15 protein-coding genes are annotated in these 13,718 nt (G+C 37.5%); 2 read left to right on the top strand and 13 right to left on the bottom strand.

Annotated elements, in window-relative coordinates; genetic code table 11:
- Positions 1–24 precede the first annotated feature (24 nt).
- From AC1F25_RS02965 to AC1F25_RS02955, 3 genes are read right to left on the bottom strand one after another with little or no spacing between them, the layout of a single operon-like run.
- Positions 25–261 carry an NAD-binding protein gene (locus AC1F25_RS02965; protein WP_479994232.1) on the bottom strand — a complete coding sequence of 79 codons (237 nt, stop codon included), beginning with the start codon at positions 259–261 and terminating at the stop codon, positions 25–27.
- Positions 258–929, bottom strand: coding sequence for an NAD(P)-binding domain-containing protein (locus AC1F25_RS02960; RefSeq protein WP_479994231.1), 672 nt, complete (start codon positions 927–929; stop codon positions 258–260). The genes AC1F25_RS02965 and AC1F25_RS02960 overlap by 4 nt, the downstream gene beginning before the upstream one ends.
- Before the next feature lie 3 nt (positions 930–932).
- Positions 933–1,841, bottom strand: a complete 909-nt coding sequence (locus tag AC1F25_RS02955; RefSeq protein ID WP_002292121.1) for a dihydrodipicolinate synthase family protein — start codon at positions 1,839–1,841, stop codon at positions 933–935.
- A gap of 358 nt (positions 1,842–2,199) precedes the next feature.
- On the opposite strand from AC1F25_RS02955, the gene AC1F25_RS02950 reads away from it, so the two are divergent.
- Positions 2,200–3,300, top strand: a complete 1,101-nt coding sequence (locus tag AC1F25_RS02950; RefSeq protein ID WP_479994230.1) for a CdaR family transcriptional regulator — start codon at positions 2,200–2,202, stop codon at positions 3,298–3,300.
- Positions 3,301–3,348: 48 nt separating this feature from the next.
- Here AC1F25_RS02950 and AC1F25_RS02945 read toward each other — a convergent pair whose 3' ends face one another.
- From AC1F25_RS02945 to relB, 10 genes are all read right to left on the bottom strand, one after another.
- A complete protein-coding gene (locus AC1F25_RS02945; RefSeq protein WP_479994229.1) occupies positions 3,349–4,287 on the bottom strand; it encodes a hypothetical protein in 939 nt (312 codons plus the stop codon).
- 2 nt (positions 4,288–4,289) lie between these two features.
- Complete coding sequence (locus AC1F25_RS02940; RefSeq protein WP_002292127.1) at positions 4,290–4,916, bottom strand: ATP-binding cassette domain-containing protein; 627 nt, start codon at positions 4,914–4,916, stop codon at positions 4,290–4,292.
- 352 nt (positions 4,917–5,268) lie between these two features.
- Positions 5,269–6,435, bottom strand: a complete 1,167-nt coding sequence (gene dnaJ, locus AC1F25_RS02935) for a molecular chaperone DnaJ (RefSeq protein ID WP_002292130.1) — start codon at positions 6,433–6,435, stop codon at positions 5,269–5,271.
- A gap of 150 nt (positions 6,436–6,585) precedes the next feature.
- Positions 6,586–8,415: a molecular chaperone DnaK gene (gene dnaK / locus AC1F25_RS02930; protein WP_002292134.1), complete on the bottom strand. Its 1,830-nt coding sequence runs from the start codon at positions 8,413–8,415 to the stop codon at positions 6,586–6,588.
- Positions 8,416–8,465: 50 nt separating this feature from the next.
- Entirely contained in the window at positions 8,466–9,029 is a 564-nt protein-coding gene (grpE, locus tag AC1F25_RS02925) for a nucleotide exchange factor GrpE (RefSeq protein WP_002292135.1), read from the bottom strand.
- A 93-nt stretch (positions 9,030–9,122) separates the two neighbouring features.
- Entirely contained in the window at positions 9,123–10,166 is a 1,044-nt protein-coding gene (hrcA, locus tag AC1F25_RS02920; RefSeq protein ID WP_479994228.1) for a heat-inducible transcriptional repressor HrcA, read from the bottom strand.
- 233 nt (positions 10,167–10,399) lie between these two features.
- Positions 10,400–11,566 (bottom strand): radical SAM family heme chaperone HemW, encoded by a 1,167-nt coding sequence (gene hemW / locus AC1F25_RS02915; protein ID WP_081186214.1) that lies wholly within the window; start codon positions 11,564–11,566, stop codon positions 10,400–10,402.
- A 15-nt stretch (positions 11,567–11,581) separates the two neighbouring features.
- The gene (locus tag AC1F25_RS02910) at positions 11,582–11,809 is read right to left on the bottom strand and encodes a hypothetical protein (RefSeq protein ID WP_002313668.1); all 228 of its coding nucleotides are present in this window, start codon (positions 11,807–11,809) and stop codon (positions 11,582–11,584) included.
- A gap of 251 nt (positions 11,810–12,060) precedes the next feature.
- On the bottom strand, positions 12,061–12,327 hold the full coding sequence (locus tag AC1F25_RS02905) for a type II toxin-antitoxin system RelE family toxin (protein ID WP_002292138.1): 267 nt from the start codon (positions 12,325–12,327) through the stop codon (positions 12,061–12,063).
- On the bottom strand, positions 12,324–12,554 hold the full coding sequence (relB, locus tag AC1F25_RS02900) for a type II toxin-antitoxin system RelB family antitoxin (protein WP_002292139.1): 231 nt from the start codon (positions 12,552–12,554) through the stop codon (positions 12,324–12,326). The genes AC1F25_RS02905 and relB overlap by 4 nt, the downstream gene beginning before the upstream one ends.
- A gap of 197 nt (positions 12,555–12,751) precedes the next feature.
- Here relB and AC1F25_RS02895 point away from each other — a divergent pair, with 197 nt between their 5' ends.
- Positions 12,752–13,711 carry an IS30 family transposase gene (locus AC1F25_RS02895; RefSeq protein ID WP_002336308.1) on the top strand — a complete coding sequence of 320 codons (960 nt, stop codon included), beginning with the start codon at positions 12,752–12,754 and terminating at the stop codon, positions 13,709–13,711.
- The last annotated feature ends 7 nt before the right edge of the window (positions 13,712–13,718 follow it).

The following is a 13,718-nucleotide window of genomic DNA, read 5'->3' as shown; positions in this document are numbered from 1 at the left end:
CTAGTTCCTCTCTCTTTACGAAAATCAAACTGTATCTTTACTTTCGATTGTCAAGTTATTTATTTTTTCGTAGTAACACGCAATAGCTGAATGATCTTTTTTCTCCAAACCGTCATTTTTTAGTACTTGCATGATTTCCATCAATTGAGCTGTCAAAGGAATTCCGGCATTTATCATATGTGAGGTATCTAACGCATTCTGTAGATCTTTGATGTGCAACTCTATTCTGAATCCTGGATCAAAATCTCGGTTCAAAATCATCGGTGATTTAGCATCTTAGCATCCATAACCGTACTCCCTGCTAATCCACCACGAATCCCTTGATAGACCAACTCGGGATCAGCACCTGCTTTAGTAGCAAAGGATAAAGCTTCACCGACAGCGGCGATATTGATTGCGACGATTATTTGATTAGCTAGTTTAGCAATGTTTCCCGCACCTACCTCACCTATATAAGTGACTGAACTTGCCATTGATAGGAGCAACTCATAGCATTGATCAAAAACTTTCTTTTTCCCACCGACCATAACAGCGATTGTTCCGTCAATTGCTTTTGGTTCTCCTCCAGATACCGGCGCATCTAAGAACTCTACTCCAAGTCCTGCAAGCTTTTCTGCAAATCGCTGACTAGAAACAGGATTAATCGAACTCATATCGATTACGATCTTGCCTTCACTGATTCCAGCGGCTATCCCTTCTTCTGAAAACAATGCGGCTTCCACATTCGGAGAATTCGGTAACATAGTAATTACGATATCTGATTGATTTGCTAACTCCTGACTATTTTTTGCTGTTGAAGCTCCAGCTGCTGCAACTTCATCCATATTCGATTGATTGAAATCATAGCAGATAACCTCATAACCATCTTTTATTAGATTTTTTGCCATTGGTTTACCCATGATTCCTAGTCCTACAAATCCGATTTTCATTTCTTATTCCTCCATATCTCGTTTATTTATGATTTTTTCAAGTACTTCAGACATTTCTTTCTTTAATTGATCGGAAGACGTCGTGTTCGGTAAAATACTTGCTCCAACATCTAGTCCAATCAAATTACAAGCATCTTTTGTAGCTATTGGAAATGATGCACGGTCAAACATATTCCTAAATTCTGTCAATTCAAATTGCGCGTTTCGCGCGGAAGACAAGTCGCCAGTGCAATAATGTTCATAAATAGAGACGACTAATTCAGGGACAACATTCGCTGTAGATGCAACTGCGCCGACCGCCCCATAGACAAGAGATCCTAAAATCAAGGTGTCTCTTCCAGCCATTACTTTGAACTCCTCATTCTCAGTACGTCGAATATATTCTGCTGTCAAATGTACATTCCCACTACTATCCTTAATTCCAACAATATTCGGATACTGGGAAAGACGAACGACCAAAGAAACACTTAGACTATATCCAACTTTTCCAGGATTGTTATATAGCAAAACAGGTAGATGAGGCACAGCCTTTGCAATCGTGATTATGTGTTGATACAATTCGTCATCTGTAGGAGAAATGAACATCGGTGGCAAGATCGATAAACCATCAGCACCGTTTTCCTCTGCTGTTTTTGCCATCAACACTCCTTCCTTCGTCGTGATCGATCCAATACCCATATAAACTGGTACACGTTTATTGGCTGATTTAACGATTGTTTGGAGACCTTTCTTTTGTTCCTCTTTATCAATCGCAAAAAACTCTCCGTTACTTCCAAATGCTAAAATACCATTGACGCCTCCTTGAATCACATGTTCAACCATTCGTTCTAATGGTGCAGTTTTTATCTGATTCTCTTGATTTACCGGTGTAACAATTGGGACGATAATCCCTTTGACTTTTTCAATATCCATGCATTCTCCTCCTAGGGATGTTCATCACAACATAAAAATGATTTTTTTCACAATCGTTTCTTCAATATTCATGCTACAAATCAATATCGCAATAATTATAAGAACGTTTTCATAATAAAAAGTATATATTTTCACAATGATTTAGGGTATGGTACAGGTAACAGAAATAATTCATCTTTTGATAAGATTATTCGTTATCCATCACAATTATCGATGATTTCTACAGGATAATAATCATTTTTTTTAAAAATAAATGTTATATTAGAAGTCTTGTTGATTTATTATTGAATTTCCTTTATATTTTTATGTAAACGTTACCTTTTGCTGTTTTACTGTATTTTCTTACAAGGAGAACTAGATGAACATCTCTAAACAATTAGCACGGAATATTGTCAAAAATCTCAAAGATGTACTAAAACAAGAAATCAACTTTATCGATACAGAGGGCATAATCATTGCAAGCACCGATGAGGAACGGATCAGGACCCTCCATGAAGGGGCAAAAATCGTTTTGGATACGAAAAAAGAAGTTTTTATCAGCGAAGACGGCCAATTCAAAGGAACGAAGCGTGGGATCAACGCCCCGGTATATTTTGAACAACATATCATCGGTATAATTGGACTGACCGGTGGAAAGGAAGTGAAAAAGTATGCTGAAATTTTAAAAAAAATGACAGAAATACTCATAAAAGAGGCATATCTGAAAGATTTTACTTTTCAATTAAGGGAGAGACATCGTCTGACGATCGAATCGCTAATGTTTCCTTTCAGTCATTTTGACTCTCCTCACTTGATCGAGCTTGATTTTTCTTCTCCATATTATGTAGTTGTGGGGCAACTTCCTGACAATCAGGAATTGTATCAAGAGCAGATCACCCCTTTATTAGAGTTACTTGAAAGGGTCTTTTCTTACTACAATCAGGCTTTGTTCACTGTACATAGGCAACAAATCATTATCCTAGTCAATCGCATTTCCAGAGCCTTATTGATATCGTTACTTGACAAAGTCCAGACAAATTTTGACAAATCGTATCAGTTACAACTGAACTTCGGAATTGGGTCGCTTTGTTATACAGAGCAGGAGACACCGCAATCTTTCCTTCATGCCCAGCATGCTTGTGAATGGATAACTTTCCATCAATCTGTGAACGAGATCCGCTTTTTTGAAGATTTAGACCTCGGGATCCTTTTACCAGCAATCCCATCAGGTCAACGATCATTATATGTAAACCGTATTTTGAAAAGCTTGACAGAAGAAGAAGTACATTTATTCAAGAAAACTTTGACATGCTTCAGTAAAAATAACGGAAGTATCAAAAAATGTGCAGAAGAATTATTTATTCATAAAAACACCTTGCAATATCGATTGAATAAACTCCATTCTCTCACTGGTTATAACCCTAGAAACTATGATGATTATCTTATTCTAAAGCTAGCTTTTTTGTTGATACAAATATGACGATTACAAAAAACCAGATGAACATAAGGTTGTCCGTCTGGTTTCTACTTATTTCTCAGTAGGACTGCTCCACATTCGTTGTAATTTTTCCATCGTCCATATATAAATAATGATGCCTATACCGATAATCACAATATATTCTATACCAAACTCAACCCGCGTCCCCGAATTGATCCTAAAAGTTGAAGCGTTTGTGTTAAATATTTTAGGATATAGATATAACAAAATATTCTTGAGATCATATTTTCCTAGTGGTGGCAAAAAAAGAAAATAACTTCCTAAGAGACATAGGCTGACGAAAGAATTCTTTACGACTGTTGTAAAATAATAACAAACTAAAAAGGAAAGAAATGCAAACCCCAATAGGACACTCAATTGAAGCGGCGCTTTCTCAAGATAAGATATTTGCCTAATTAACGCTTCATCGATTTGTGTCGATTTGTCAGCCTGAACAAAAAATCTTGAAAAAGACTGCAACATCAAAAATAAAATGAGGGAAGCAAGTATAAAAATAATTAAACTAAGAAACCCCGCTCCTATCTTATGACGATTGATTTGCCATTGAGAATCCAAACAGCGCCTGATTTTCATTGTATGGTATTTGATATCTGCATTTGCTATTACTATCCCGTATACCCCCGAAAAAAAAGGAAAGAGAACAAAAAACGAAGAAGACAATAATTGGTTGACCCCGTTTTGGACATTTAAAGCAGCAAAACTGGAATGATAAGCAACGTAATGATATTTCAACGGATTGTCAACTATTTCAGTATTTTCGTTCATACTGATAGAAAAAGGTTGTTCAAGTATTTCTTGGATCGTTTCACCCCTTGCCAAGGCTTCCTCTACATAATATTGGAAATGACGAAGATGACTTTGAATGAGCATTACTTGAGAAACGAACATCAAAGTAGAAAGCAACAATATTATTGAAAGAAAAAGGTAAAATATTTTCGAACGTCTTTGATAATAAAATTCAAAAAGCATTTTTACCTCCTTTTTGTTGAAATAAAAAAGCTGCGTAAATCCTCGGACGTGATAGGTTCTATTTTTCCGTTTTTTACATTTAATAACTCATCAGCCATTTCCAAGTAATATTCTTCATGACCACTTAAGATGACTGTAGCTTCTTTTTTCAGCTGAACCAAGCAATAAAGCAGCACTTTCCGATTCTTTTGATCTAATCCATTCAACACTTCATCTAATAAAACAACTCGCGGCGCAAGCAACAATAGCAATAGCAGCGAAAGCATCTTTTTTTCTCCCAGAGAATAGTTCTTAACTTTCACATACGATAAAAATGAAAGGGGTAAAAAATCGATTTTTTGTTTAGAGATTAGTTCTTTTATTTGCCGATTTTTTGTCAGTAAAATCAGATTATCTAATCCAGTTAGATTCAAGTAAAAAGGGGTAGAGTCAAAAACACAAAAACAACTACCTGTTTTTTCAATCGTTCCCGAGTAGCTATCAATACCGACAATGCAGCGAAATAAAGTCGTTTTGCCAATGCCATTATCCCCATAAAGATAATAGATTTTATTTTGATCAAATGTGAATGACAGATGATCAAATAAGATTTTTTGCCCAAATCGTTTAGAAAAATCAATAAGTTTCATAGACAAACTCCTGAATAGATTAGTACCATGTAGAACCACCATTACCATGTACTCCAACCATATACTTTTTTAATTTCTTCAATCAAAATGAACTAATTCAATCAATCGAGTTTTTTATTTATTTATATTTTACCAAAATATAGTAATGGCTCATTATCAACTTTTTATCAATATAGAAAGTGATAGCCATCCCCTTATTTCATTTCTTAGATTCCTTTTTCCCCTAATAAACGCTATTGAAAACTAGCATTACTAAGTGTTAATACATAAAAAAATAAAAGACTTACCATTTTTTCTAGAAATAGAAAATTTTGGTAAGTCTTTTTGACACTTGTGTTTTTTACTAGAAAAGCTACTTCCGCTTTTTCCCACCAAAAGCATCTTTGAATTTATCGAAGAAACCATCTTCTTGTTGTTCTTCTACTTTGATGCCGCCAGCTTCAGCGAATGCACGTAACGCTTCTCTTTGTTGTTCATTTAGATTTTTCGGCGTGATCAGTTTTACTTTGACATGTTGGTCGCCTGTTGCACCACCACGTAACTTTGGAGCGCCTTTTCCACGTAAACGGAAGTTCGTACCTGTCTGTGTACCAGCAGGAATCTTCAGTTTCACATCTCCATGGACAGTTGGTACTTGGACTTCATCCCCCAAAGCTGCTTGTACAAAACTTAAAGGCAATTCATAGTAGATTTCAGAGCCTTCACGGTCAAAGATATCACTTTCTTCTACACGGAAGACCACATACAAATCACCAAATGGTCCGCCGTTTTCTCCGGCTTCTCCTTGACCAGCTAAACGCATTTGTTGTCCTTCTTCTACCCCAGCTGGTACATTCACTTTGACTGAGTGAGCTTTCTTCTCATGACCTGAGCCATGACAGGTTGGACAAGGTTCTTTGATTTCTTTTCCTGTACCATGACAAACATCACAAGTTTGACGGCTCATCACTCGTCCAAGCGGTGTTTGGCGTTCTACATTGATCGTACCTGCACCATGGCATTTATGACAAGTAGTTGGTTGCGTACCTGGTTTTGCCCCATTTCCGCCACAAGTATGACAGATTTCTTCCCGATTGTACTTGATTTCTTTCTCTACGCCAAAAATTGCTTCTTCAAAAGATAAGTCGATCGTATATTGCAAATCAGCACCTTGACGAGGCGCATTGGGATCGACTGAACGACCTCCCCCTCCAAAGAACGAGTCGAAGATATCTTCAAAACCACCGAAGCCGCCGCCAGAGAAGCCGCCGAATCCACCAAATCCGCCACCAGCTCCACCAGCACCGTAATTTGGATCTGTACCTGCATGCCCGTATTGGTCATATGCAGCGCGTTTTTGCGGATCACTTAAAATTTCATAAGCTTCTGATACTTCTTTAAATTTTTCTTCTGCATCAGGTTCTTTATTGATATCAGGATGGTATTTTTTTGAAAGCTTACGATAAGCTTTCTTTATTTCATCTTCTGATGCTCCTTTTGAGAGCCCTAAGACTTCATAATAATCACGTTTTGTTGCCATAGGCTTTCCTCCTATTGGTTCTCATCATTTTCACGTCGCTTGTTATCATATCATATTTTGTTTGAAACAAAAACCGATACTTCAAACTATTTTTCAAAAGAAAAAGCCAAAGTAGCAACTTTGGCCTTCTCTCGAAATTCAGTGAACTGATTATTTATCGTCGCCATCGACTTCTTCAAAATCAGCATCAACGACATCATCTGCTCCGCCTTGAGCTGCTTCTGGGTTTTCTTGAGCTTGTTGTTGTGCCGCTTGTTCATATAGTTTAACAGTCAAGTTTTGAACGATTTCGTTCAATGCATCGCGTTTAGTTTTCATTTCTTCAATGTTGTTTGCTTCAACAGCGGCTTTCAATTCATCGCGAGCTGTTTCTGCTTTTTTCACTTCTTCTTCGTCTACTTTGCCTTCTAATTCTTTCAATGTTTTGTCCACAGAGAATAGCAATGCGTCTACATCATTACGTAGGTCAACTTCCTCTTTACGAGCTTTATCTGCTTCAGCGTTTGCTTCTGCATCTTTTACCATACGTTCGATTTCTTCGTCTGTTAGACCTGAAGAAGATTTAATCGTGATTTTTTGTTCTTTTTGTGTACCTAAATCTTTCGCAGATACATTTACAATCCCGTTTTTATCAATATCGAATGTTACTTCGATTTGTGGGATACCACGAGGAGCTGCTGGAATATCTGTCAATTGGAATCTTCCTAGTGTTTTGTTGTCAGCAGCCATTGGGCGTTCACCTTGTAATACATGGATGTCTACTGCTGGTTGATTATCTGCTGCAGTTGAGAACACTTGTGATTTACTTGTTGGGATCGTTGTATTGCGGTCAATCAATTTAGTGAATACACCGCCCATTGTTTCGATACCTAATGACAATGGCGTAACGTCAAGTAAAACAACATCTTTTACATCACCAGTGATCACGCCGCCTTGTATAGCAGCACCCATCGCAACTACTTCATCAGGGTTAACTGATTTGTTTGGTTCTTTTCCTGTTTCTTTACGTACTGCTTCTACAACTGCAGGGATACGAGTAGATCCACCGACCAAAATAACTTCGTCGATTTCTGATTGTGATAAACCTGCATCTTTTAGTGCTTGACGTACTGGTACTTTCGTACGTTCTACTAAGTCAGCTGTTAATTCATCAAATTTTGCACGTGTCAATGTCATTTCCAAGTGCAATGGTCCAGATTCACCGGCTGTGATAAATGGCAAACTGATTTGTGTGCTTGATACGCCAGATAAATCTTTTTTCGCTTTTTCAGCGGCATCTTTCAAGCGTTGTAACGCCATTTTGTCTTGAGATAAGTCAATGCTGTTTTCTTTTTTGAATTCTGCTACCATGTAGTCGATGATTTTGTTATCAAAGTCATCCCCACCTAGATGGTTGTCACCAGCTGTTGACAATACATCAAAGACACCGTCTCCTAATTCAAGGATTGATACGTCAAAAGTACCACCACCAAGGTCGAATACTAAGATTTTTTCGTCACGATCTGTTTTATCCAAACCATAAGCAAGAGCAGCTGCAGTTGGTTCATTAACGATACGTTCTACTTCTAAACCAGCGATTTTACCAGCATCTTTTGTTGCTTGACGTTGTGCATCGTTAAAGTAAGCTGGTACAGTAATAACTGCTTTTTCGACTTTTTCACCTAAGTAATCTTCTGCAAATCCTTTAATATATTGAAGAATCATTGCTGAGATTTCTTGAGGTGTGTATGATTTGCCTTCTACATCTACTTTGTAACCAGCTTCACCGATATGGCGTTTGATTGATGAAATCGTATTTGGGTTTGTTACAGCTTGACGTTTTGCCACTTCCCCTACTTGGATTTCTCCATTTTTGAATGATACAACAGAAGGTGTTGTACGGTTTCCTTCTGGGTTAGCGATGATTTTTGCTTCGTTTCCTTCTAGTACTGCTACTGCAGAGTTAGTCGTACCTAAGTCAATACCGATAATTTTACTCATAATTAACGTCTCCTTCTTTAATTGAAAGTGTAAGTTTTATATCCGCACAATTATTGTGCAACAATGACCATAGTTGGTCTTAACACGCGATCATGTAATTTATAGCCTTCTTGTAGTACTTCTACAATCGTATCGGCTGGTGTATCTTCAGTCGCTGGAACAGTTTGTACTGCTTGATGAAGATTAGGATCAAAGGATTCTCCTTTAGCAGGGATTTTCTCGATTCCTTCTTCTTCCAGTGCGTTACGTAAACTTTCCAAGACCATTTCCACGCCTTTTTTCAAGCTTGCTCCTTGATCATCTGACACTTCTGTGGCTAATGCACGTTCCAGATTGTCAATTGATGGAAGCAATTTTTTGGCTAAATCTTGTGAACGGTATTTTTGTAATTGCTCACGTTCATTTTTTCCTCGATTTGCCATATTTGCGATTTCCGCACGAGCCCGCAAATATTTATCTTCCATTTCTTCTAATTCAGCTTTTAATTTTGCTGATTCGAATTCTTCCGCTTCAACTTCTGAAATGCCTGAATCTTCTGCAGCTTCGACATCGATTTCCGGTTCTGGCTGAGCATCTGTCATTTCTTTATCTAGTTCTTCTTGATTTTCTTTCACGATACAGTCTTCCTTTCATTATTCAGTCAGCTGTTTGATTGCTCTTACTAAGAAAGAGAGAACGATCAGCTGCAAATAGCTTCGTTATTCACATTACGAGTTTGACAAGTCAAGTGATCGATAGTAATCAGCAAGCTTAGCTGCTAGTTCTCTTCGATAAACATCCACTAGACCAAACATCCGAGAATAAGGCATACTAGTCGGCCCCAACAAGGCTATTGTACCTCTTCCATGACCATCTATCTCGTAACTTGCTTGAATCATGCTCATATTCTGCAATAAATCATTACCTAATTCAGCACCGATTTTGATACGAATATTACTATCCATCGGAGTGATCATTTGTGTAAGTCCATCGGAGTCTTTCATAAAAGAAAACATCGATTTAAACTGATCAAGATCTTGACGGGGCTCATAATCCAAGAGATTCATTTGTCCACTGACATAAACTTTTTCTTCAAACACATGACCAAGAACGGTGTCAAACAACTGGGACATCCCTTCTGTGGTCTGGAAATATTTATGAAGAATCATCGGAATCTCTGTACGTAGTTTATGGTATACCGTCATCAGAGGATCCCCGACTAGACGGTCGTTTACAATTTGCACCATTTTTTCTAGTTCCTGACTTCCCATGTATTCGGGAAGAGTGAACACTTGGCTTTCTACATTTCCCATATCTGTCACGACAATCGCAATGATCCGTCGATTATTCAAGGGTACGATACGAAAGCCTGTTAGTCGGCGGTCTTTTATTTCAGGTCCCAACGAAAAAGTCGTATAACTTGTCAGCTCAGATAAGATCTCAGCAGATTGCTTAATGATCTCATTGATCTCATGAAATTCTCTACCTAAAGACTGACGTATCAGCAGCAGGTCATCTTCTGCTACGCGAGCAGGTTTTAACAAATGATCCACATAATAACGATAGCCTAAAGCAGATGGAATCCGCCCAGAAGAAGAGTGAGTCTTCAACAGCAACCCTTCATGTTCTAATGCCTTCATATCATTGCGAATCGTTGCTGAACTGGCCTTGACTCCCTCAGACATCAATGTTTTGGAACCAACGGGCACGCCACTACTCGTATAGTGTTGGATGATCAGACGTAAAATGTCGTTTTGTCGCTTTGTTAACATCTTCCTCACCTCTCATTAGCACTCATATATTCTAAGTGCTAATCCACTTATAAATATAGCAAGAAGCCCTTCTCCTGTCAAGAGAAAGACTTCATTTTTTAGCACTCTATCGTCCAGAGTGCTAATTATGAGCAATTGCTATAAATTCAGTTATATCAACGTTTCAATAGTTCTTTATTGTATTTTTGAACTTTTTTTATTTAAATTCCGATAAAAAACAAATATTCTTTAAACTATTTTTCAAACAAAAAACGCTCAAACACATTGTTTCCCAAAAAAGTCCCTCTAGGTGTCAAATAAATACGTTCTTCTTCATTAACAAGTAACCCTTCTTCCTCTAACTTCATCAACACATCTCCATACACCGATTCAATCGTTTGTTGATAGCGATCATAGAAGTGTTTTTTAGCAATCCCAGTTTTTTTTCTTAGCCCCAAGAACATTTCTTCTTCTATTTGATTTTTTCGTGTCAATTTTTCTTCTTCCAATACTGGGCGTTCATTGATTCGTAATGGACGTAAATAGTGTTGGATTGGTCCTTTGTTGCGATAACGAATATTTCCAAGATAACCGCTAGCTCCTGCTCCAAACCCAAAATAATGGTCATTGTTCCAATACATCAAGTTATGCTGCGACTCGTGTCCGGAAAGCCCAAAGTTACTTATTTCATATTGGTGACGTCCATGCTTTTCCATTGCTTCAATGGTCTCTTCAAACATTCTAGTTTCCGTTTCCTGATCAGGCAGTTCGAGTCTTCCTTGTCGTACCCAGTTCATGAACATTGTTTTGTTTTCTAGGATCAATGAGTACAAAGAATAGTGAGGCAGCTCCAAAGCCAAAGCTTTTTCCAAAGTATCCCGATACCCTTCTAGTGTTTGTCCCGGTAATGCATAAATCAAATCGATGCTTACATTGGTAAAATTTTCTGCTTTTAAAAATTTCATCGTTTGATACACATCTTCTGCGGTGTGTTTACGTCCAATTTTTTTCAGTAAGCGATTGTCAAATGTCTGAACTCCCATGGATAAACGATTGACGCCATAGTTTTTCATCACTTGAAGCTTTTCACGGGTCAAATCGCCAGGATTCGCTTCTACAGTAAACTCTTTACCATCCTGGAAAGGCAAGATCTCTCTAGCTCCTGATAACAATCGATCAAGTTGTTTAGCAGATAAAGAGGTCGGTGTTCCGCCCCCTACATAAAGTGTTTCCAAATTCGCTGTCGGGTGACTTTCCAGCATTAATCTCATTTCATTCAGCAGCATTTCCACATACTCATCTACCGGTTGCCCTTCTAAAAAAACTTTATTAAAGTCACAGTAATAGCAGATATGCTCGCAAAATGGGATATGAATGTACGCAGAAACCTTGTTTTCTGCGGGATTTATTGTTTCTATCATTGAACTTCTTTCTCCTTACGTCGAAAAGTCGTACCGATTTTCGACCTTCTTTAAACGGTGTGCAAGCACCAGCTCCTTGAAATAAGCCGCATGTTTATAATCTAAGAAGTCTAGTTCCAAAAATGCTTGCTTATTGTCATCGGAGCTACATGTGGCTTTCACAACCTCTCGATAAACGGTGTTCCCAAAGCTAACCTTCGGCATTAACTCAAAATCTGCAAAAATATGAAAAGCTATTTTCACAGATTCCTCCTTAAGTGCTCAGGTCACAACGCTTTGCTTACAACCTCTCATATACGCATACTAAACGTATTTGGCAAACAAATCCACTAAAAAATCCAAGAATCGACTTCTTGGATGATTTTTTTACGTTCATGATTCCTCCTAAACAATTTTATCCATATTTTGTCCATAAAAAAATCTAGTTAAACCTCTCACTTCAAAAGTTTTAACTAGATTCTTCTTATTATTTTTTTATAAAAATAAATAGTCTCTTAATCATAGACATTTTTTCGGTGTCCCACTTGAATAGCGATAACAACTATTTGATTATCTTCTATCTCTACCAACACACGATATTTGCCAATTCGATAACGCCATTGTCCTGAACGATTAGCGGTCAATCCTTTTCCGAATTTTCTCGGATCGTCAATACCATCAATATGTTGATATAGCCATCGAACGATCAGCGTCGCTTGATGCTTGTCCATTTTACGAAGTTGTTTCTGAATTTCAGGCGTGAATTCTAAACGGTAGGTCATTCCAACCCTCCAAATTCACGAAGGATTTCTTCCATGGATACTGTTGTTTTTCCACTTTCTACCCAATGTTTATGGGCAATTTCAGCCGTTTGACGATCGTATTCATCTTCTAGTTGTTCCATCGAATAGGTTTTTAGAAGCTCAGATAAAGTAATCCCATAAAATTCCGCCATATAAGAAAGCCATTCTTTTTCGGCATCACTCACACGAACCGTAATCATAGCCATATTATCGCCTCCCTTTTGTATCACATTGTAATACAAAAGGGGCAAGATGTCAATTTTGTATGATTTACTTAGCTTATTTTGAGATTTTTCCATTTTTTAACCAACGCCGATTGTAAAATTAAGCTAGACAACTAAAAAAGTCATTTGTGCTACACTCAAAATAGTTCCGACCAAAGAATTATAAGGAGTGAGTACAAATGACCTATACCCATCTTACAACGGATGAACTTGTAATAATAGAGTCTTATTTCAAAATTAATCAATCTGTTGCTAAAACTGCCCATTGCTTGAATCGTTCAAGACAAACGATCCATAAAGTATATCTGTTCTTCAAGCAAGGAAAATCAGCCTTAGAATATTATCAACAGTATAAGAAAAACAAATCAAACTGTGGTAGACGTCCGCTTGTTTTACCCGAGGAACAATCAGAATATATTCAAAGAAAGGTTGTTCAAGGATGGACACCCGATGTGATTGTTGGTCGTGCAGCGTTTCCTATTAGTTGTTCTGCTCGTACCATTTATCGTATGTTCAAAAAGGGGCTATTTGATTCTTCTGACTTACCGATGAAAGGCAAGCGTAAACCGAATGGACATCAAGAAAGACGTGGAAAACAAACTTTCCGCCGCTCTATTCATGAACGTGAAAAGGATTATAGCCAATTCTCAAATGAGTTTGGTCACCTTGAAGGTGACACTATCGTAGGTCTGAAACATAAAAGTGCTGTAATTACCTTAGTTGAACGATTATCAAAAGTTATCATCACATTGAAACCGTGTGGTAGACAAGCGATTGATATTGAAAAAAAATTAAATCAATGGTTTGAATCTGTACCGAAAAACCTATTCAAATCCATCACTTTTGATTGTGGAAAGGAATTTTCAAATTGGAAACAGATCAGTAATGTCAATGATATTGCCATTTATTTCGCTGATCCAGGAACGCCGTCTCAAAGAGGCCTAAACGAGAATTCTAACGGATTGTTACGTAGAGATGGTTTATTGAAATCTATGGATTTCAATTCAGTAGATGAATTTTTTATTCAATCTGTCGCATCTAAACGAAATAATATTCCTAGAAAATCACTGGATTATCGAACACCTTTGGAAGTATTTTTGAGTTACGTAAGTATTGATGATCTGTCTAACTTAATTTGACAATTAA

The sequence above is a fragment of the Enterococcus sp. M-BR2 genome (genome assembly GCF_056612775.1).
The sequence above is the reverse complement of the archived record's forward strand: the minus strand, read 5'-3'. Positions and strand labels throughout refer to the sequence as shown.

Excerpts from the sequence above, each read along its gene's own strand:
- relB (WP_002292139.1), bottom strand. The coding sequence starts at position 12,554 with ATGGCTATGATTACGGTTCGTGTGAGTGATGCCGAAAAAGAATGGCTT.
- dnaJ (WP_002292130.1), bottom strand. The coding sequence starts at position 6,435 with ATGGCAACAAAACGTGATTATTATGAAGTCTTAGGGCTCTCAAAAGGA.
- AC1F25_RS02960 (WP_479994231.1), bottom strand. The coding sequence starts at position 929 with ATGAAAATCGGATTTGTAGGACTAGGAATCATGGGTAAACCAATGGCA.
- AC1F25_RS02965 (WP_479994232.1), bottom strand. The coding sequence starts at position 261 with ATGATTTTGAACCGAGATTTTGATCCAGGATTCAGAATAGAGTTGCAC.
- dnaK (WP_002292134.1), bottom strand. The coding sequence starts at position 8,415 with ATGAGTAAAATTATCGGTATTGACTTAGGTACGACTAACTCTGCAGTA.
- AC1F25_RS02905 (WP_002292138.1), bottom strand. The coding sequence starts at position 12,327 with ATGACCTACCGTTTAGAATTCACGCCTGAAATTCAGAAACAACTTCGT.
- hemW (WP_081186214.1), bottom strand. The coding sequence starts at position 11,566 with ATGATAGAAACAATAAATCCCGCAGAAAACAAGGTTTCTGCGTACATT.
- AC1F25_RS02940 (WP_002292127.1), bottom strand. The coding sequence starts at position 4,916 with ATGAAACTTATTGATTTTTCTAAACGATTTGGGCAAAAAATCTTATTT.
- AC1F25_RS02945 (WP_479994229.1), bottom strand. The coding sequence starts at position 4,287 with ATGCTTTTTGAATTTTATTATCAAAGACGTTCGAAAATATTTTACCTT.
- hrcA (WP_479994228.1), bottom strand. The coding sequence starts at position 10,166 with ATGTTAACAAAGCGACAAAACGACATTTTACGTCTGATCATCCAACAC.
- AC1F25_RS02950 (WP_479994230.1), top strand. The coding sequence starts at position 2,200 with ATGAACATCTCTAAACAATTAGCACGGAATATTGTCAAAAATCTCAAA.
- AC1F25_RS02955 (WP_002292121.1), bottom strand. The coding sequence starts at position 1,841 with ATGGATATTGAAAAAGTCAAAGGGATTATCGTCCCAATTGTTACACCG.
- AC1F25_RS02895 (WP_002336308.1), top strand. The coding sequence starts at position 12,752 with ATGACCTATACCCATCTTACAACGGATGAACTTGTAATAATAGAGTCT.